This window comes from Thermobaculum terrenum ATCC BAA-798 (genome assembly GCF_000025005.1).
Lineage (GTDB): Bacteria > Chloroflexota > Chloroflexia > Thermobaculales > Thermobaculaceae > Thermobaculum > Thermobaculum terrenum.
Window position 1 is genome coordinate 1,500,747 of sequence record NC_013525.1, and the last position, 19,598, is coordinate 1,520,344.

Below are 19,598 nucleotides of genomic sequence, written 5' to 3' on the forward strand. Positions count from 1 at the left end.
TGATCCCTCCTATAACACAAAGTAATCTATGCCTGGGCCTTGCTGACCCAAGATCAAGAATACCAATAAACAGATCAGAAGTTAGTAATTAGCCTATAGCTGGGACCGGTTCTCTCTCTGGCTCCACTTCCGGAGGTTCTTCAGGAGTAGGCTCCAGAGGTATATCTGGTCCTATGTCAGGTACAGGTTCAGGTATATCTGGTTCTGGCTCGGGCGGCGTGTCCACCTCGGGATAGTCTGGTGCAGGATTAGTATCTGGTTCATCTGGGATGACTGGTATACGCATGTAAGTAATATCAGGCATTAGCATCTATCCTTTCTATCCATAGCTGGGGAGACTTTATCTCCTCAAGGGACGGCAGATTCTCAGGCCCCTCCCATACTTTGTTCATGAAGCTTATTCCGCGTTCAGCCACCACCTTGTTCACAAAAGCCTCACCCTGACGGTACTGTTCCATCTTTATATGAAGTCCTGTCAAGCGCGCAAAGAGTTTATCCGCCCAAGAGGCATTGGTCTGTCTTGCATCAAACCTTGATTTAATATAGCTGTAATCCGGCAGTACAGATGAGCCTATAGAATTCATAATATGGTTTGAATACCCCTCCAATAGGCTCATTACCGCCTGAAGCTTGCGAAAGATCTCTCTTTGAGCTTGAGGCATGAATATCTCCATCCAACCCTCATAATTATCTCTCGAACGCAGGCTGGATATGGCAGTGTTGAGCAGATCCTTACCCCTGAAAGTCTTTACCTGACTGTTTACTACATCAAAATAACTCTCCAATAGGCTATTGAAATAATCCCTTAGCCATGGATTAGCCTCAAACTCAAATGCATGAGTAGTTTCATGAAGCGCTATCCACAAGCGCAAATTATATCCTGGCAGCCTCAAGTCCCTTTCAAGCTTGCGAATGTTAGGCTCCACGAAATATAAACTGCCACCAACAGGTTCCTTCCCAAGTAGGCTTAGATCATATTGTCCAAGCACTCTTCTTGAGAGGTAGCCAAGGAGCACCCCCATCTGTGTGCTCATAAGCTGCTTGTTTACCTGAGAGAACACTAGAGCGCCCAACGAGCTAGAATTGTCAAGGTGCGCTTGTATCTCTTCTATCTTACTGAAGAGCTTGCGAAACCCTTCGATATTAGCCTTTATCCACTCTACGCGATCAAACACGTAAACAGTGCCGGTACCATGGATCAGATCCAATCCAGTGTAGCTATGAATGAAAGCTACACTTTGCTGAACCATATCGTTGTACATAAATCCCAAGCGATGCCTATCGATCACCTCTGAATCTGGTAGAGATTGCACCATATTGATAGCCATCTGCTCTACTTTAGACCAATTAACTAGCCTAGAAGAATCATGATTTGTAGTTCTCGGTCTGGTAGCAACGTATATAGCACCAAGAGCGGCGCCAATTAGTATCCCTGTTTCTATCTTTCTCCTGTTATTCAGCATCTTTTTCCTCTAGCTATACTACCTTCTTACCCTGTAGTCTCCCGATCTCCTGGTGATTCTCTGCTCATCCATGTACTCCAGCAAAGCCAGTACATACTTCCTGCTGGTTCCCAGCAGATCTCTTGCCCTCGCTACAGTTATAGGTCCACTCTTATCAATATCAGCAAGTATCTTATCAACCATGTCTTCATAAACGTCGATAGAAAAATAAATATCATCATCCACCTTAACAAGTTTACCCATATCTACCAGAGCCTGTAACAGCTCCCTGTCAGCATCGATTTCTGTTGGAGATGGAGGAGAGCTACCACCTGCTCTTATGCTCTCTAATATCCTGTCTGCCTTATACTTTAAGTATGCTGGCACCTCCAAACGCCAATCAGTAGCGCTTACAGAGTCACCTAAATCTTTTATTATGTTATCCTCTATTAACTTATGTAAAACGGCCGATGTAAACCTAAGAGGTACAGGCAGCTTCTTTCTGAACTCCTCCTTCGGCATTCCCTTTCTCAAGGGAAAGTTACTATGGTACTCATGGAGCTCTATAGTAACACCTTGCTCGATAGAGTCCCAGAATTCTCTAGTCATTACTAGAGAGTCTGAGTTATATCCAGAGCTGATTGATATTAACTGGCTATTCGCTATCATTCCCCTTATGTCATCTTCATGAGCATATCCTAGAGACATCAATAGATCGTTCAAGGGCATAGGTCCATAGAGGCTTAGGATGGATACAACCTTATCGTTGATGCTACCTCTATGAAGGATATTCATCAGCTGTAATATCGCTGAATCGCTACGCTTATGCCTTCTAGGATATGGGGACAATACTATTCCTCCGCCCACCGTAACAGAAGGAGATGCTTTCCTCAGTATGAAATAGTCGCCTGGAGAGACCACCACAGGATCACTCAACCTAAGTTGGGCATATCCAGAACTCCCAGGATCTATGGTATCTATTCCCAATAAGCTCAGGATAGCCTGAGATTGAGTGGTACCTGAGAAGAACTCCAACTTATCGGCATGGGTGATTGGATCATCTAGGTCACTTACTGCTCTCACATACACATCAATTCGCTTTGTTGGTCTAAACTTACCAGGAGTAACAAGCACATCTCCTCTCTGGATATCAGAGACATCTACTCCCGACAGGTTTACAGCCACCCTCCTACCCGGACCAACAGAACTAATTTGATTCTTGTGGCTTTGAAGCCCTCTTATTCGAGCCCGTTTCCCAGTAGGAAGTATCTCTACTTCTTGCCCCAGAATAAGAGAGCCCTCGATTAGGGTCCCTGTAACCACAGTACCAAAACCCTTGATAGTAAAAACTCGATCGATTGGTAACCTAGGCACACCTTTTACACTTCGAGGGGAATCCACCAAAATAGAATCTAAAATCTTAACTAAGTCACCCAGCCCCTTACCAGTGCGCGATGAAACACAAACGATAGGCGATCCCTCCAATACTGTACCCTTAAGGAGCTGGAATACATCCTCGTATACGAGAGATAACCACTCTTCATCCACCAAGTCCACTTTAGTCAGAGCTACTACAGCCTTAGATATCTCAAGCAGGTCGAGAATCGCCAGGTGTTCCTTCGTCTGAGGCATGACACCCTCATCTGCAGCTATTACTAGAATAGCCGCATCTATGCCTCCTACACCTGCAAGCATATTTTTGATGAACCTTTCATGACCAGGAACATCTACTATCGATACCTCCCTGCCAGAGGGTAGCTTCAGCCAAGCAAATCCCAGGTCAATAGTCATCTCACGGGCTTTCTCTTCTTGCAGCCTGTCAGGATCGATTCCTGTGAGAGCCTTGACTAGAGTACTCTTGCCATGATCTACGTGACCAGCGGTGCCAATGACAAACACAGACAAGCTCCTGAGAAGAATGACGAGAAGTGTAAAAGAATAAAGAAAAGTAAAGTTGGCAAGTGGATTATATCACAGAGAATAAGTAAAGTAATAAAGCATATATACGCAGACACTCAACGGTTATAATGGCAGTTGGAGGTATGATGTCGCAGTCACTGTACCGGAAATATCGCTCGCAAACTTTTGATGAACTTGTAGGCCAGGAGCACGTCAAGAAGACTCTGATAAACGCTATTAAGTCTGGCAAGATTGCCCACGCTTACCTGTTCTGCGGTCCTAGAGGCACTGGCAAAACCTCCACTGCCAGGCTACTGGCTAAGGCAGTAAATTGCCTTTCAGAAGGTACCAAACCCTGCAATAGTTGTAGCGCATGCCTATCTATAAATGAGGGTAGAGCAGTAGATCTTATAGAAATCGATGCAGCCAGTAGGAGAAAGGTAGAAGATGTAGCTGATATCATCGAGAGGGTCAACTTTGCTCCTGCTGAGCTAAGATACAAGGTCTATATAATAGACGAAGTCCATATGCTAACTACCCACGCATTCAATGCGCTTCTCAAAACCCTAGAGGAACCTCCAGCACATGCCATCTTTGTGCTAGCAACAACCGAGGTCTGGAAAGTACTACCCACCATCATCTCCCGATGTCAAAGGTTTGACTTTAGAAGAATCACACCTAGGGAAATAGTAGAGCGATTGGCGTTTATAGCTGAGAACGAAAATATTAAGATACAGAAAGATGCCCTTATCGCTATAGCAAAAGCCAGCACAGGAAGTCTAAGAGATGCAATAAGCATCCTAGACCAGCTTACAGTATATGGTGACGAGGAGATAACGCTGGAGCATGTAAAACAGCTGCTGGGCATAGTGGGGGAAGACGTAGTAGCTAATTTCGTGGGAGCAATCATAGATAACGATACTCAAGCAGCTCTCTCACTGCTGACACAACTCTCTGAGCATGGCGTAGACCCTAGACAATTTACTCAGGAGCTCGTGAGCTACTTGAGAGATCTAATGTTGCTCAAAGCCTATAACCAAAACGCCAGTAAGGCGGGGATAGAAAGGGTATCACTTCAGGCCATAAGCGATCAAGCAAGCATGGTTAGTATCGGTAGGTTACACGAAATCACTGAGAAGTTTAGCACACTGGACTATACGATACGTACTGGGTCCTACGGTTACCTACCGCTGGAATTGGCAGCTGTCGCACTCACAAATAAAGATTCACAACCCTATGAAAGGACAGAGAATCAAAGGCAGCAACCTAACCCGGCCCACACAAACAGTAAATCTGTTATCCATAGAGTCGAAGAGGTAGCAGAAGACGTTAAGGATGCAATAAGCGACATAGTTGCCAAGGTAACATCAAAGAACGATGCTGCGTTGCCTGAAGCTCAAACCTCACAAAGCGAACCAATAACGTTAGATAGGGTACAAGCAAACTGGCAAAGAATATTGGATAGATTAAAAGCAAGCAGTCTCAAGGTTCAAGCCCTTCTAAAGGCAGGAAGACCAGTAGCGGTTGAAGATGGCAACACTTTAGTTATAGAGTTTCAATTCGACTTCCATAAAAAGAGCATTGAAGAACCCTCAAACAGAGAGCTCGTGGAGTCTACCCTTCAGAAGGTCTTGGGTGGAACATGGAAAATACAATGCATACTAAGTAGTGAGCAATCAGGCCTAAATCCAACAGATACAAGAACTGAGAGGGAGAAACTTAGCTCAGATCCCAGAGTAAGAGCCGCAGTACAAATCTTTAACGGTAGAATCATCGAGATAAATGGAGGAGAGTCATGAATCAGAGAATGGTAAGAGAACTTCAAAATCAGATGATGAAGATCCAGGAACAACTAGAGCACGAAACCGTAGAGGTTACAGCTGGTGGCGGGGCGATCACTGCGGTCATGAACGGACATATGAAGCTTCTGAGCATCAAGATTGACCCAGAGGTTGTGGATCCTGAAGACGTTGAGACTTTGGAAGATCTAGTAGTTGCCGCGGTAAACGAAGCAATAACTAAGGCCCAGGAGCTAGCCGCACAACGCATGTCCGTACTAACTGGTGGTATGAAGATTCCGGGACTCAACTTCTAAACTTGCAATTTATTGTGCACTATGCACTATAATCTCTTGTGGTCTCAATAAGCGATCTGCTGTCTGGTCCTCTCAGTGGAAAGGCATCAGTGGTTGCAGGTGCACAATCCCTCAACCACATAGTTACCTGGGTTGCCTCGGCTAGATCACGTACCCCTGCACTATCTAGACTTGAGGGAGGAGAGCTGGTTCTCATTCCGCCATCGACATATGAATATTTAGGCGGGGATCAGACACTAGAAGATCTGCTTAGATCCTTAAAATCAGCCGACATAGCTGGTATATGCCTATGGCAGGTGCCTTCCGTTAGGGCTATACAGGTTGCTAACGAAATAGAACTACCGATTCTAGCTGTGACTAATGTATCCCCTCCAGAGCTTGAGAGGGATCTGGTTGAGTTCATCTCCAACAGGATCCGATCCGGTATCCAGAGAACCAATCAGACACAAGTACAGCTTTTGGATATTCTTGCTAGCAATAGAGGCCCAGAGGCACTAATCAGATTGCTAGCACAGAGCCTCAATATGCCAGTGGCTTGCTATCAGATCGATGGGCAAATGATTTCAAGCCCTAATTTCCCCGATATAGATCCTCCTGACCTAAATACAGACTGGAAGGAAAGCACGATCTATACAAATAGGTCAACAGACACAAGGCATTCCGGATGGATCTGGCAGATAGCAGTACGTAGGAGCAATAAACCTATCGCAGTATTAGTAGTTCTAGCCGATAAGCCAGACCCAACCCCGCAGGAAGCCTTGGATATAAAGCAGACAGCCGCAGCTATCTCTGTAGAGTTGAGCAGGCTATTAGCAGCTGAGGAGAATAAGGCCAGGCTACGTTCAGAACTAATCAGGGACCTGTTCTATAAAGGATCCGTTGAAAATCTAGCTGTAAGAGCAGATGTTGTAGGGGTATCCATTCCAAATAACGGTATAGTAGCGGTAATAAGAGGGATACCACCTGAAACTAATGCTATGGAGTTATTAAGGGATCTGCTACCAAGGGTATCAAGCCTGCTTTCAAGTTACCCTATTCTGTATGAGAAAAGTGAAATCGCTATGCTCTTACCTGCCAACCTAAGGGGTGAGAGCACAACATCTATGCTGAGTAGAGGTGGAACAATAAATGTACCCAATATTGCCATTGGGATTAGCTCTCAGGTGAAACAGATAAGCGAAATACCTAACCACCTTTATGAGGCTAGGGTAGCAGCCCTTGTCAGCGAGAAGGTCTATCAAGGGAGAATGGTAACCTTAGAAGAAGCTAAAGCTTATGGACTTATAGCCCCCTTGGCTGGCTTGGAACCTATAAAAAGAAGAGTCATCGATATTCTAACTCCACTTATCACAGAAGCAGAGGGTAACAGATCGGAGCTATTCGCGACTCTGAAAGTATATTCTGAATGCAACGGCAATTTATCAGAAGCTGCTCGCATTCTGCACATACATCGCAATAGCCTGGCCTACAGATTGCACAAAATAGAGCAGCTTACTGGAAGGAATTTGGATGACCCTGAAGACAGATTTATGTTAGCTATTGCCGTACACCTTTATCCCTTCTTGGTGTAGCGCTAATTTCTGTTGCTAACTGCACAACCAAGTAGTGGTTTTATTGTGCAAAATGCATACTAGAATGATAGCCTTCGACCTATACCATATACGCGTAACTATTATACTCAGGAGTTGCAAATGGCCTTAGTAGATGTCCAGCCCGATGTTCTGCAACGAGTAAAGGAAACTATAGAAAGAGAAAATATCAAATTCATCAACCTACAATTTACAGACATAATAGGTATGGTAAAGAGCGTAACCATACCTGTATCCCAATTCGAAGACTGTGTAGAACACGGAAAATGGTTTGACGGATCCTCTATCGAAGGTTTCGCTCGTATCGCAGAAAGCGACATGCTTCTTGTTCCCGACCTCGAGACCTTTAGAGTTATACCTTGGGAAAGAGGCGAGAACGCTGGAGCTAGAATCATATGCTGGGTAAGGGAACCTAATGGGTCTGAATTTCCTGGAGATCCCAGAGCAGCTCTCAAAAGGGTAGTCGAAGAAGCCAAGGCTTTGGGCTATGACTTCATGACCGGCCCAGAGTTGGAATTCTTCCTATTCAAACTGTCCGACCTTGAGAAGACTGAAGTACTACCCCACGATAAGGGTGGTTACTTCGACCTAACCACTGATCTCGCATATGATGTACGTAAAGATATGGTAAATGCCCTGGAAGACATAGGCATAAAGGTAGAGACCAGTCATCACGAAGTAGCTCCAGGGCAACATGAGATAGACTTTCAGTATGATGCCGCCATTCCTACTGCTGACGCTGCGGTAACTCTTAAATACACCTTGAAGGCCATTGCGGAGCGTCACGGACTTCATTGCACTTTCATGCCAAAGCCTATTTACGGCGTCAATGGATCAGGCATGCATACTCATCAAAGCCTATTCAAGGATGGTGAAAATGCATTCGCAGATCCGTCAGATACCTATGGGCTGTCGAAGATCGCTAAGCACTTCATAGCTGGACAGCTGGCTCATGCTCGTGCCATGATCGCAGTTCTAGCTCCCACCGTGAACTCCTACAAGCGTCTGGTACCAGGTTATGAGGCTCCTGTGTACTTGTCATGGGCAAGAGTAAATCGATCGGCCTTGATCAGAGTACCTAAGGTAAGCAAAGGTCAACTGAAGGCTACTAGGGTAGAGTTGAGATGTCCAGACCCAAGTGCTAACCCATATCTAGCCTTCGCAGTTATGCTCAAAGCTGGCCTGGACGGTATTAAGAGAGAACTAGAGCCGCCGGATCCCGTGGAGGAGAACCTCTACCTATTTGATGAGCATATGCTTGCCAAGCATGGGGTCGGTACACTACCTGGTAGCCTGGGAGAAGCAATAGAAGAGCTTAAGAAAGACGAAGTTATACAAGATGCACTTGGCGAACATATATATGAAAGATTCATAGAAGCCAAACAGATAGAGTGGGAAGAGTACAGCAAGTATGTAACCAAGTGGGAAATAGATCGATACCTACCCATTTACTAGCCTATTAGATTAGAAGAAATACGTGCTTTCGCGGGAGAGATAACATGTCTCTCCCGTTTCTGTTTTTAGTTTTATGCATATTGCACAAAAAACCTGTTCATCTTTGATGGGTATTGCACTTACAAAAGTCCCTTTATGACCAGTAAAGTCATGCATAACAGATGAGACTAGTGCGTACCGCAGGTAAAAATTCGGAGGTAAGAGAATAAATGGGTAAGGTCTTGATCGAAGAGCAAATCGTTCAGGAAGGAATGACGCCTAAAGAAGTCATCGCTCGTGCACACGAAGCTGGAGTGGCTATTGTTGACTTGAGATTTGTCGACCTGCTAGGTACTTGGCAGCACTTTAGCATTCCAGTATCCGAACTGAGTGAAAAACTGTTTCTGGAAGGAGCAGGCTTCGATGGTTCTTCCATAAGGGGATTCCAGCACATACATGAGTCCGATATGATACTTATCCCTGATCCCTCAACGGCTGTCGTAGACCCTCTACTGAAAGTACCGACCATGTCAATTACGTGCTCCGTATACGACCCAGTAACAGGGCAGCCTTACAGTAGAGATCCTAGATACGTAGCTCAAAAGGCCGAGAACTATCTTAGGGAAACTGGCATAGCTACTGTTAGCTATTGGGGGCCTGAAGCCGAATTTTACATCTTCAACTCAATAAGGTTTGATCAAGACAGTCACTACGGTTTCTATTTTATAGACAGCGAAGAGGGCATATGGAACAGCGGTAACGACGGTGGAGTTCCTAATCTTGGGTACAGACCAAGATTCAAAGAAGGTTATTTCCCCGTTCCACCCACCGATAAGCTTCAAGACCTCAGATCTGAGATAGTACAGAACCTTATAGCTGCCGGTATCGATGTAGAAGTGCATCATCATGAGGTCGGCACTGCTGGTCAAGCCGAGATAGACATGGCTTTCAAATCCCTCACCCGTATGGCTGACCAGCTGATGATGTACAAATACGTGGTGAAGAATACTTGTTACCAGAAGGGCTATGTGGCTACGTTTATGCCCAAGCCGATTTTTGGAGACAATGGTTCAGGTATGCATGTACATCAAAGCCTATGGAAGGAAGATCAAAACCTGTTTTTCAGTCCAGAAGGCTATGCTGGGCTAAGCGACCTGGCCAGGTGGTATATCGGCGGGATATTGTTACACTCTCCGTCTATACTAGCGTTCGCAGCTCCAACTACCAACTCATATCGAAGATTAGTTCCAGGATTTGAGGCTCCGGTATACCTCATGTACTCAAAGCGCAATAGATCAGCTTGTGTACGAATACCGATGTACAGCAATAATCCTAAAGCCAAGCGAATAGAATATAGAGCTCCGGATCCTAGCTGTAACCCATACTTAGCATTCGCGGCGATGCTTATGGCTGGTCTGGATGGAATCAAGAACAAGATAGAGCCTCCTGCTCCTATGGATCAGGATCTCTACGAACTACCAGAAGAAGCTATTACTAAGCTGCCGTCTGCTCCATCTTCACTAGCCGAGTCACTCTCTGCACTGGAGAATGATCACGATTACCTGTTGCAGGGAGATGTATTTACCAAGGATCTCATAGAAACCTGGCTGTCTATAAAGAAGAAGGAAGTTTCCGAGATAAACAGAAGACCTCATCCTTACGAGTTCTTCATGTATCACGATGCGTAGTCTGATCAAGTATTCCAGGGCAGGTTTTATGATCCTGCCCTGGAATACTTAGCTGATGACTTCAACTGGCTCTTTAGATACGGTATCCTGGGAATCCTCCAGCTCCTCAGCTGGAAGCGCAAATGCCCTCCACGCCCCATGTAAGCCTTCATCGGTCACACCATAATAAACGTGCAGCCTACCATCTGCGTCCCTCTGCACCAAGTTGTAGCGTATCTCATTGCCGCGCCTGTAAGTCTTCCAAATACCCATGCCCTCACGCCACTGGATCTTTGAAGGATCAAACTTTCCGCTCTCATGCTCTTCGATTGCATACCTCCACAGCTTCCGAGCAGAACCCCTGGTTACGTTTGTTACGATCGATCCGTTACGCAGGTCCTTCATCGTGTAGTAGTTGACGCCATCCCGAGTAGTATAGTCAATTATCTCAACTCCATTCTTTGGAGGATCGTGCAGGGAATGAGTTTGTTGCGGCTGAACATCGGGACCAAAAGATAAGGTTTTTTCAGAATGATACTTGCTAACCAGCTTCACAATATCCTCAGGCGATGCTGGTACGGTAGAAGCGTCCTTACGTACCCAGACCTGAGCTGGCTTCAAAAGGTAAGGAGGACTAGTGCCATCGGGAACGGACACTATGAGTACATTCTTTCCCTGCGACTGCACTATCTCTACCTTTACTTTAAGTCTGGGCTGCACCGCAGATTCTATATACTGCTGAACCCTTTCGGCAAGAGCCTCGGGGTTGTCTACACCCTTGACCGCCCCGGGCTCACGAGCTGCACCGATAATTATCCTTCCCCCTCCCCCATTGGCTAAAGCAACAGCATCCTTTGCAACCTCTTCCATCTGTTGCTTTCTGCTACTTAGACGCTCGTAGAACACTAGTGAGGGGCCCGGTCCGGACTGTTGAGCCTGCATGATAACATCAGGCAGAGAGATCTGCTTGGCAGGACGAGTTCGATCGAAGTCCGTGCTGGTAAGCAAGTCCTTTATGGCTTCGAAGCTAACTTCCGGAAGAAGCATCTCAGTACACCTATCACCTATGCCCAGCCTGCCACTCTTATCTGAAGGATCCCTCTCTAACCTGTGAGCATCAGAACCTTGTATGCAGTGCATCCTCCTTGGGTACTCAGGCTTGGTACCATTGTAAAATCTAGCAGTAGCCTTTTTACTACGGCTAGCCAGATCTGTAACCTCCAAAGCATGCAGGTTAGGATCCTGAGTATATGATATTTTGGTTTGCCCTCCAAAATTAAAGTCCTGCATAGCCACCCCATGGTTACTATTCGCATGAGCAGCTATCACTAAAGCGCCAGCCTTATTGAGCAGGGAGTAAGCCGTCAGGACGTCCGTAGTGGCCCCAATCTCGCTAGTGCCCTCATCAAGCTTCTCTTCGGGAACATTTAGCTCGAGCAATATGTGTTCAAGTTTTCTAATAGATGTCTCTGGTGGAAATATAGCCAAAATATGGAAACCAAGGGTAGCTGTGAATTCAAAGCCTGGCAGGACAAGGATCCTGGACAGCAATTGCTCGCATTCTTCAAGCTCGGAGGCCTCTGCGGGAGTGAGACGATGAGTATCCCGCAAAAACCTCAGTGTATCCAACCTCCTCCGAAATTCAGCTATACCAACAACAGTATTGTGGTCAGTTATAGCTATGGCATCCAGCTGCTTTTCAGCCGTCTTGCGCAGTATATCTATAAACCTAACGTTCTTGTCCAAGTAGCAGAGGGAAGACGCAGGAGTATGGATATGCAAGTCAACTCTAAACCATTTCATCTGACTCTTATTTTTTGATTTCGCCAAATCACATCAACCCCCTAGATCGGTAAGATTTACAATTTCTATTTTTGCCAATTCTAGCAAAATAGGGTGCGAGGTTTTTATGTCACCTCGCACCCCACTAATCAAAGCACCAAGTTCAGCTACTCTTGCTTTGCACTGATAGATCGTAGCTGGACGTTTCAGTTGGCAGGTCTATTGGAGAGTCTGAATTCTCTGCTCTGGGAGCAAGAGCTATCTTTAGCACTTCGTCCATGCTCTCAACCCAGTAGAACTTGAGGTCTCTCTGTACGTTCTTAGGTATTAGGTTTAGATCTGGCTCGTTATCTTTGGGTGCAATTATGCAGCGTATTCCCGACTGATGTGCAGCCAGCACCTTCTCTTTGAGTCCGCCTATAGGGAGCACTCGTCCCCTTAGAGTAATCTCACCAGTCATGGCCACATCAGATCTCACAGGTCTATGAGTAAGTGCGCTAATCATTGCTGTAGCCATAGTTATCCCTGCGCTGGGACCATCCTTAGGCACAGCCCCTTCAGGCAAGTGTATGTGCCAATCTGTTGTCTCTTGGAAGTTCTCGGGAATATTAAGTTCCTTTGCTCTGGATCTAGCGTAGCTTAGTGCTGCCTTAGCTGATTCCTGCATTACATCACCTAGACGACCAGTGATTATCAACTGACCTTTTCCAGGTAATGTAGCCACCTCCACCGGTAGTAGCACACCACCAAGTTCCGTCCAAGCCATACCTATAGCCACACCTACCTGGTCACTGGCATTACGCATATCCTGTATCTTCCTGGGTGGGCCAAGGTATTCTTGGAGTAAGTGAGTAGTAACTCTAATCCTAGAGGTCCTACCTGAAACGATCTGTCTTGCAGCTTTCCTACATATTGCGCCCAGCTGGCGTTCAAGATTTCGCACTCCAGCCTCACGAGTATAAAAGCGCACTATATGTCTCAGCATCTTGTCCGAGATCTCTATGTAGTGAGGCTGAAGTCCATGAGACTGTATCTGCTTAGGCAACAGGTATCTCCGCGCTATTTGGACCTTCTCATCCTCGGTATAACCACCTATCTGTATTACTTCCATTCTGTCGAGTAGAGGACGAGGTATAGTATCGAGTGTATTGGCAGTAGCTATAAAGAGCACATTAGAAAGATCAAATGGGAGCTCCATGTAATGGTCAACAAACGTCTTATTCTGCTCAGGATCCAGCACCTCAAGCATGGCAGCAGATGGATCCCCCTTGTAATCAGCACTCATCTTATCGATTTCATCCAGCAACATGACCGGATTGTTGGTCTTAGCCTGCCTTAGGCCATGAATGATCCTTCCGGGAAGAGCTCCCACATAGGTTCGCCTATGACCCCTAATCTCAGCCTCATCCCTGACTCCTCCTAGGCTAATACGTACAAAGCTTCTGCCTAAGGCCCTTGCTATGCTCTGTCCCAAACTGGTCTTCCCAACACCTGGAGGCCCCACCAGACAAAGTATAGGAGTTTTCGGCTTACTACCAGATTTGCTAGTCAGCTCTCTTACAGCTAAGAACTCGAGTATTCTTTCCTTTACCTTTTCGAGTCCATAATGATCTTCATCAAGTATCTGTTCCGTTCGCCTGATATCGTAGTTGTCCTCAGTACTATGTGACCAGGGTAACGCTAGTATCCAGTCTAGATACGTTCTTATAACCCCACTTTCTGGGGATGTGCTAGGGGTTCTCTCGAGTCGGTTTATCTCTCGTAGAGCTTTCTCGCGAACCTCATCCGGCAAGTTGGAGCTCTCGACCTTATCGCGCAGCGCCTGTATCTCGTTGCCACCCTCGCCGCTTAGCTCGTCATGAATAACCTTGAGCTGCTCACGTAGATAGTATTCCCTCTGGCTCTTATCTATCTGCTGTCGGACTCGCGCTCTTATACGTGACTCGAGCTCTTCGATTTGAGAAGAACCCGTAAGCATGATAGCCAGGCGCTCCAACCTGTCCATAGGATGAAGAATACTCAGGAATTTCTGCCTTTCCTGCCAATCCGTAATAAGGATATTCCCCAAGTAGTCTGCCAACTCAGAAGCCGAGGAGAATGCTTCCAGCTCATTCCTGGCGTCGCTCGGAGATTTGCCCTTAGACTCAACGTGCTGGGCATAGAGATCTACTACGTGATCTATCATTAATCTCTCTACAGAAGATGTGGTCTCAGGCTCCTCGACAGGCGAAACAAGAGCTCTATATCCTTTTTCGGACACTTCTACTCTGTGCAGGCTAACCCGCTTCAGGCCCACAACCACAACCTGCATCAATCCCTCTGGTAGCCTTTCCCAATGGCGCAATCGCACTAAGGTGCCTATACGGTTGAGTCCCTCTGGAGAGGGATCGTCCTCATCGCCGTTTCTCTGAGCACTAGTAACGAGCAGGCAGTCTCTAGCTATAGCCCACTCTGCGGCTTCAAGAGATTTTGGCCTCCCTATCGTGAGCTTACTTTCGGTCCCAGGTAAAATAACCGTTCTCTTGAGTGGCAGAAGCGGATAAACATCGGCAGACTGCGCATACATAAGTCAAACCCCTAACTCATAAACCATATAAAATTACGTCTTCTAGATAAGCTCGATACTAAGAGCTATAACTAAAAATCAAGCAAAAATCAGCACTACAAGTTAGTAATACATTATAAAAACCGATAATTCCGTGCGCCAATATATAACTAGTCCTAGCCAATAGCTTTCGCTTTATGTATAGTTTATCTAATCAAAGTTAAACTATCGTTATAGTCAAATGACTTTAGTATTACTATTCTGTCATTCGGTTTCGGCCTTGTAGTCCCCATGCACACCACCCGTCTTTTTGAGGAGCCGGATATCCCCTATAACCATGCCTCGCTCGACCGCCTTGGACATATCGTAGATCGTTAAGGCCGCAACAGACGCCGCAGTTAGAGCCTCCATCTCAACTCCAGTTTGAGCTTCCGTTCTGACTGTGGATACTACTCGTATCGATGGAGGGTCTTCAATAAATTGCAGATCTAGGTCAACCGAGCTAAGAGAAATGTTATGACACAAAGGTATTAGCTCCCAAGTGCGTTTAGCAGCCATAATACCTGCTAACTTGGCCGCAGATATCACAGAACCCTTCGGTAAATTACCTTGCCTTATCTTTCGAAGAGTATCCAGACTCATGTACACCGTAGCTTCCGCCACGGCCTCTCTATGCGATGTAGGCTTGCTTCCCACATCAACCATATGTACATCCCCTGAAGAATCTATGTGCGTGAGATCATCCATTAGCATTCTCCCATGCTGCGAGTACTACGTCATGTATAGCTTTGGGGAGAAATTCACAGCTATACGGTATATATAGCCTCTCGGTATACTTGTGAGCATCAAATCCGAGTACGCCCATATTGACTACATCCAGGTTAACCTTGCGCATGCTCTCAAAAGGAACATTGTATGATCCGCTTTCACGCTTATTGGACCAAATGGGCATGTTTTTGCTTAGCGAGTCTAAGGATGAGGATTCAACCTCCAGCTTCATGTAACTGGCATCGGATATGTATGGATAGTAATGCTGTATCTTAGTGCCCAAGTTAGCAGCCAACTCGGTAACAGCTCGCACAAGTGGGTTGTCTTCTCCCCCTTTTACGCTCGGATAATAAGGGGGAGAAAAGTAGACTACGGCAGCTGGACCAGACATTCCACTCATATTCCAAGCTGTTCTTACCAACTCCGCACACCTCATTCTTGAGTCTGTGCCGGATTCAAACAACCGTTGGTTTATTTCCCTTAAAGCTTGTGCCACTTTATCCTTCCCCAGTATAGAGACGGCAGCTTCTACCAGCTCATCGTAAGTAACGACCTTGGGAGTTACCCCAGGGATATTGATATCAATATCCCCTAAAGACTCTACAATGGCAGCATTCACCAAAGCAGCTATCTCATCTATTACGTTCTTAGGGGATTTTCTTAGAACCAGGTAGTTTATGTAGCAGAAACTTTCGAAGGGGATCCTTACATCATAGCTGTCCTTGAAGTCACACATCTTCAGAGTAACAGGTGCGACCGACCTCACGTCGTTGTCGGTATCGGCCAAATCGGGATTCATACTTATCTTGGAAACAATTCTTGCCAGAAGCAAATTAGCGTCAATGCCTTTGGAAGGTTCCCCCGCATGGGACTCAACACCACGCACGTAGATACTAGGGAGCAACTTACCTATAGTACCTACGTGCATGGTGGAATCCATCTCCTCGCGAGAGCTGGGTGTCGAATAATCAGTATTTATGGCACCTATTAGCCTAAGACCTTCCTTCTCTGCAAGGGTTGAGAGCCATTCTACGGCCCCCATGATGCCTATGCTCTCAGCCTCCTCATCTGGTACGGACAAGAATATTATGCTACCTGGTAACTCTTTTCCCTGAAGCTTCTCCTTACAAAACTCGGATAGGGCCCATAGATGAGCAGCAATACCTGCTTTCATATCGACCGTGCCGCGACCAAACAACCAATCAGATTCAGCCCTTAGATGCTCATAGACAATGTCGTCTAATTGTTCCCTTCGAGATAACAAGCGTTCGCGTAGCGCACCAGGATCGCAGGCATAACTTCCAAGGTCTCCATAATCTGAAACGTCAACAGTATCAAAATGAGATATCAAGACAACAGCATTGTTCGAACTTCCCCTCAGCAAGGCCCAAACAAAAGAACGTTCCCAAGGATCTCCAGCTATCTTTTGTATTCCGTGCTGAAGGAGGCCGAGTCCAATCTCATCGAGGAGCTCATCTATTAGAGCAGGTATGCTTCTTTCACCCTCTGTCCTCGTAAAGCTAGGATGCTTTACAAGCCGCAATATGATGCTCAGAACATTCTCTATAGACATACTAGAAATTTCACCTCTCAAGCAATTCTCTAATGGTTCCCAGAATGCGGGTAGTCGAAAAACCTTCCTGGTAGGGCAGTATAACTACCTTACCACCATACTCCCTAACTATCGCAGACTCTGGTAGGCTATTGACATCCGGGGTATAATCCCCGCCTTTGAAATAGATATCGGGCCTAATAGCTTCTACGATCCTTTCAGCTGTTCTGTCCGAGAATATGGTTACATAGTCTACACAGCGCAAAGCAGACAAAACCTCAGCACGAAAGATATCTGGGATGACAGGCCTTTGCGGTCCCTTTAGAGCACGGACTGATTCATCACTATTGACGCCCACTATTAGTACATCTACCATGGACTTAGCTGCACATAGATAGCGGACATGACCCACATGCAAAATATCGAAGCACCCATTAGTAAAGCCTATACTCTTTCCCTGCTTCCTAACGGCGTCCACTAATCTAACGATATCTTGTTGGCTTAGTACTCTTTGCTCCAAAATTCCCCCCTAATTACCTCAGGCTTTGTAGTAGATCGTGCTGGGATACGCAGGCATTACCAAGTTTCTGCACAACCAGTGAAGCTGCTTTATTAGCCAGAAATGACGCTGTGGCAACATCGCCTCCGAGAGCCATCACCAAAGCTAGCACAGCTATAACTGTATCCCCGGCTCCAACCACATCCACAACGGTAACTTTTTCTCCCGGAACATGAACGTAGCCGGTATCCTGGGAATAAGCAGATATACCATTGGAATCACGAGTTACGACGAGCCAATCACACTCTAGATATTTAGCTGCCTGTGGAAGCACGTACTCGAAATCGGCCTCGGTTTCTAATTTATGACCTAGCGATCTCTCTGCCTCGCGTCTGTTGCAGCGTATGCATTTATATCCCTTAAAACGGGAGAGCTCTCCCTGAGAGTCCACCAATATAGGGATATCGAGATATTGTGAAGCCTCCAAGCAAGACGCTATCACCTCAGGATTTACTACTCCAACCCTATAATCGGATACCAGTATGACATCTGCCTCCGAAGCTTTATTTTTTATATTCTTGTTCAGGTCAGATATCTGATGACTTCTCAAAGGTTCTCTATCTACTTTGTCTACCCTAGCTACCTGTTGTGGAAGGGACAGTAACCCTTCTGCCAATATTCTCGTCTTCTCAGTTGTTCTCCTATCCGGAGAGGAAACAAGATGAGATGAATCAACTCCGTGCTTATCCAACAACTCTCGGAGCTCGACTGCAGCTGAGTCGTCCCCAACCACCCCAATAAGCGACACCTGTGCGCCCAAAGAAGCTAAGTTCAGAGCAGGGTTAGATGCTGCACCAGGAAGGGCATACTCACGCCTCCACTCAAGGACTGGTACCGGGGCCTCTCTAGATAGCCTGGTTGGTTCACCAAATATGTACCTATCTAGGCATATATCGCCAACAACTAGCGCACTGACTCGGTGAAAAGATGCTATAAGATCTATTAGTTGCTGTCTATCTATGTTATTTAGCTTCACCTTTGACGTGCCACTGCTAAAAATAATGCAACTACCGCCATAATTATTTGAAACAGGAAATCCATGTTGTTGCCTAGCGATATTCCTCTCAGTACCTCACCTACCAAACCTATAGCCACAGCTAACAAGACAGCGATAGCGGCAACAGCCTGCATTTCAGGTCCGCGTTTTCTACCCGATACGAGACTAATTATCTCCCCTCCGACGAATCCAAGTACTAGGGCTATCCAAAAAGCGTAACGCGGGTACATCATCCATAGTGCTCCTAACACTATGGAAAGAGGCAGTACTGCCAGAAAGGACTTAGCGATCTGACCCATGGAAGGTGCATACACCCCGGATCTAGGGTTACTAGCACATTCCCTGCACCTTATACCTACTGGTGTATAGACCATGCATCTAAAACACACTGGCTTACCGCAGCGAGAGCATGTAAGACTAGTCACCTGATCTGGATGTCTTGGACAACGAACTTCTTGCTCCACTATCATCCTTTCTTTTTGATATTGCTTTTGAAAAGCAATAATTCTTTGAGAATTAGATAGACAAATATCGGCAAAGCGATCTGACGTTTCCAACGCCAAGGCTGCCTCAGAAGCCTATAAAACCACTCTAACCCTAACTTACGTATTAGTCCTGGTGCTCTAGGCACCTTGCCCGATAGATAGTCAAAAGTCCCTCCAACTCCCATTGCGACTATAGATCCTAGATATGGAAGGTTCCTATGAATCCAAATCTCTTGATTTCGCATTCCAAAAGCGACAAACAACAACCTAGCTCCACTATTTTTTATCATTTGTCTTATGTGCTCATCTTCCTCAGGAATAGGACGCCCAGCGTAAGTGCCTGCAACTTGCAGTTCTGGGATCTCAGCTCTCAGGGCTCGGGCAGCTGCTTCGGCTACTCCTGGGGCAGCTCCCAAGAAGAATACGGGCCAACCTTTATTAGCAGCTAGAGTACATATATCTCTGATTATGTCTGCTCCTGGAGTGCGTGGAGACCTAATATGGTATAGCAGAAACAGCGCAATCTGGACACCCACACCATCTACCACGGCAAGATCCGCGCTGTTTAGCACCTTAAGAAATTGAGGATCTTTCCGTGCAGACACTATAAACTCGGGGTTTACAGTTGCTATCCAACCATTGTGACCACTTTCAAGAGTACTTGCTATAAAGCTGATGATTTGATCTATAGGAGCAGGGGTGACTCTAACCTTCAGGACTTCGAACTCCGATTGAAAGCCCAGGTTCGTGCCTTCTAAATATTTAGTCAAGCACTTTCTCCATA

The 19,598-nt window shown here is 46.1% G+C and carries 16 protein-coding genes and 1 pseudogene; 6 read left to right on the top strand and 11 right to left on the bottom strand.

Features of this window, described 5'->3' with window-relative positions; translation table 11 throughout:
• Positions 1 to 88: 88 nt before the first annotated feature.
• The 3 genes from TTER_RS07015 to selB are packed head-to-tail and all read right to left on the bottom strand — an operon-like array spanning position 89 to position 3,341.
• Positions 89 to 304, bottom strand: coding sequence for a hypothetical protein (locus tag TTER_RS07015; RefSeq protein ID WP_012875325.1), 216 nt, complete (start codon positions 302 to 304; stop codon positions 89 to 91).
• Positions 297 to 1,463 carry a zinc-dependent metalloprotease gene (locus TTER_RS07020; RefSeq protein WP_012875326.1) on the bottom strand — a complete coding sequence of 389 codons (1,167 nt, stop codon included), beginning with the start codon at positions 1,461 to 1,463 and terminating at the stop codon, positions 297 to 299. The genes TTER_RS07015 and TTER_RS07020 overlap by 8 nt, the downstream gene beginning before the upstream one ends.
• Before the next feature lie 18 nt (positions 1,464 to 1,481).
• Positions 1,482 to 3,341, bottom strand: a complete 1,860-nt coding sequence (selB, locus tag TTER_RS07025; protein ID WP_012875327.1) for a selenocysteine-specific translation elongation factor — start codon at positions 3,339 to 3,341, stop codon at positions 1,482 to 1,484.
• Between the two features lie 146 nt (positions 3,342 to 3,487).
• On the opposite strand from selB, the gene dnaX reads away from it, so the two are divergent.
• The 6 genes and pseudogenes from dnaX (at position 3,488) to glnA (TTER_RS07050) (ending at position 10,147) form a co-directional block, all read left to right on the top strand.
• Complete coding sequence (dnaX, locus tag TTER_RS07030; RefSeq protein WP_012875328.1) at positions 3,488 to 5,140, top strand: DNA polymerase III subunit gamma/tau; 1,653 nt, start codon at positions 3,488 to 3,490, stop codon at positions 5,138 to 5,140.
• Positions 5,137 to 5,436: a YbaB/EbfC family nucleoid-associated protein gene (locus tag TTER_RS07035; RefSeq protein ID WP_012875329.1), complete on the top strand. Its 300-nt coding sequence runs from the start codon at positions 5,137 to 5,139 to the stop codon at positions 5,434 to 5,436. The genes dnaX and TTER_RS07035 overlap by 4 nt, the downstream gene beginning before the upstream one ends.
• A gap of 38 nt (positions 5,437 to 5,474) precedes the next feature.
• Positions 5,475 to 5,783 (top strand): annotated as a pseudogene (locus TTER_RS16370) (PucR family transcriptional regulator ligand-binding domain-containing protein); the annotation flags it as partial.
• A 177-nt stretch (positions 5,784 to 5,960) separates the two neighbouring features.
• Positions 5,961 to 7,007, top strand: coding sequence for a PucR family transcriptional regulator (locus tag TTER_RS07040; RefSeq protein ID WP_241215197.1), 1,047 nt, complete (start codon positions 5,961 to 5,963; stop codon positions 7,005 to 7,007).
• Between the two features lie 120 nt (positions 7,008 to 7,127).
• Complete coding sequence (gene glnA, locus TTER_RS07045; RefSeq protein WP_012875331.1) at positions 7,128 to 8,480, top strand: type I glutamate--ammonia ligase; 1,353 nt, start codon at positions 7,128 to 7,130, stop codon at positions 8,478 to 8,480.
• A 209-nt stretch (positions 8,481 to 8,689) separates the two neighbouring features.
• Positions 8,690 to 10,147 carry a type I glutamate--ammonia ligase gene (glnA, locus tag TTER_RS07050; RefSeq protein WP_049822977.1) on the top strand — a complete coding sequence of 486 codons (1,458 nt, stop codon included), beginning with the start codon at positions 8,690 to 8,692 and terminating at the stop codon, positions 10,145 to 10,147.
• Between the two features lie 48 nt (positions 10,148 to 10,195).
• Here the strand turns inward: glnA (TTER_RS07050) and TTER_RS07055 are convergent, their stop codons facing one another.
• The 8 genes from TTER_RS07055 to TTER_RS07090 form a co-directional block, all read right to left on the bottom strand.
• The gene (locus TTER_RS07055) at positions 10,196 to 11,956 is read right to left on the bottom strand and encodes an RNA-binding domain-containing protein (protein ID WP_012875333.1); all 1,761 of its coding nucleotides are present in this window, start codon (positions 11,954 to 11,956) and stop codon (positions 10,196 to 10,198) included.
• A 115-nt stretch (positions 11,957 to 12,071) separates the two neighbouring features.
• A complete protein-coding gene (gene lon, locus TTER_RS07060; RefSeq protein ID WP_012875334.1) occupies positions 12,072 to 14,474 on the bottom strand; it encodes an endopeptidase La in 2,403 nt (800 codons plus the stop codon).
• A gap of 243 nt (positions 14,475 to 14,717) precedes the next feature.
• On the bottom strand, positions 14,718 to 15,200 hold the full coding sequence (gene moaC / locus TTER_RS07065; protein ID WP_012875335.1) for a cyclic pyranopterin monophosphate synthase MoaC: 483 nt from the start codon (positions 15,198 to 15,200) through the stop codon (positions 14,718 to 14,720).
• A complete protein-coding gene (locus tag TTER_RS07070) occupies positions 15,193 to 16,794 on the bottom strand; it encodes a M20/M25/M40 family metallo-hydrolase (RefSeq protein WP_012875336.1) in 1,602 nt (533 codons plus the stop codon). The genes moaC and TTER_RS07070 overlap by 8 nt, the downstream gene beginning before the upstream one ends.
• 10 nt (positions 16,795 to 16,804) lie before the next feature.
• On the bottom strand, positions 16,805 to 17,293 hold the full coding sequence (gene rfaE2, locus TTER_RS07075; RefSeq protein ID WP_041424412.1) for a D-glycero-beta-D-manno-heptose 1-phosphate adenylyltransferase: 489 nt from the start codon (positions 17,291 to 17,293) through the stop codon (positions 16,805 to 16,807).
• A 13-nt stretch (positions 17,294 to 17,306) separates the two neighbouring features.
• Positions 17,307 to 18,308 (bottom strand): bifunctional heptose 7-phosphate kinase/heptose 1-phosphate adenyltransferase, encoded by a 1,002-nt coding sequence (locus TTER_RS07080; protein WP_169302642.1) that lies wholly within the window; start codon positions 18,306 to 18,308, stop codon positions 17,307 to 17,309.
• Entirely contained in the window at positions 18,305 to 18,628 is a 324-nt protein-coding gene (locus tag TTER_RS07085) for a hypothetical protein (protein WP_148211911.1), read from the bottom strand. Before TTER_RS07085 ends, TTER_RS07080 begins: the two co-directional genes overlap by 4 nt.
• 167 nt (positions 18,629 to 18,795) lie before the next feature.
• A complete protein-coding gene (locus TTER_RS07090; RefSeq protein ID WP_012875338.1) occupies positions 18,796 to 19,584 on the bottom strand; it encodes a WecB/TagA/CpsF family glycosyltransferase in 789 nt (262 codons plus the stop codon).
• Positions 19,585 to 19,598 lie beyond the last annotated feature (14 nt).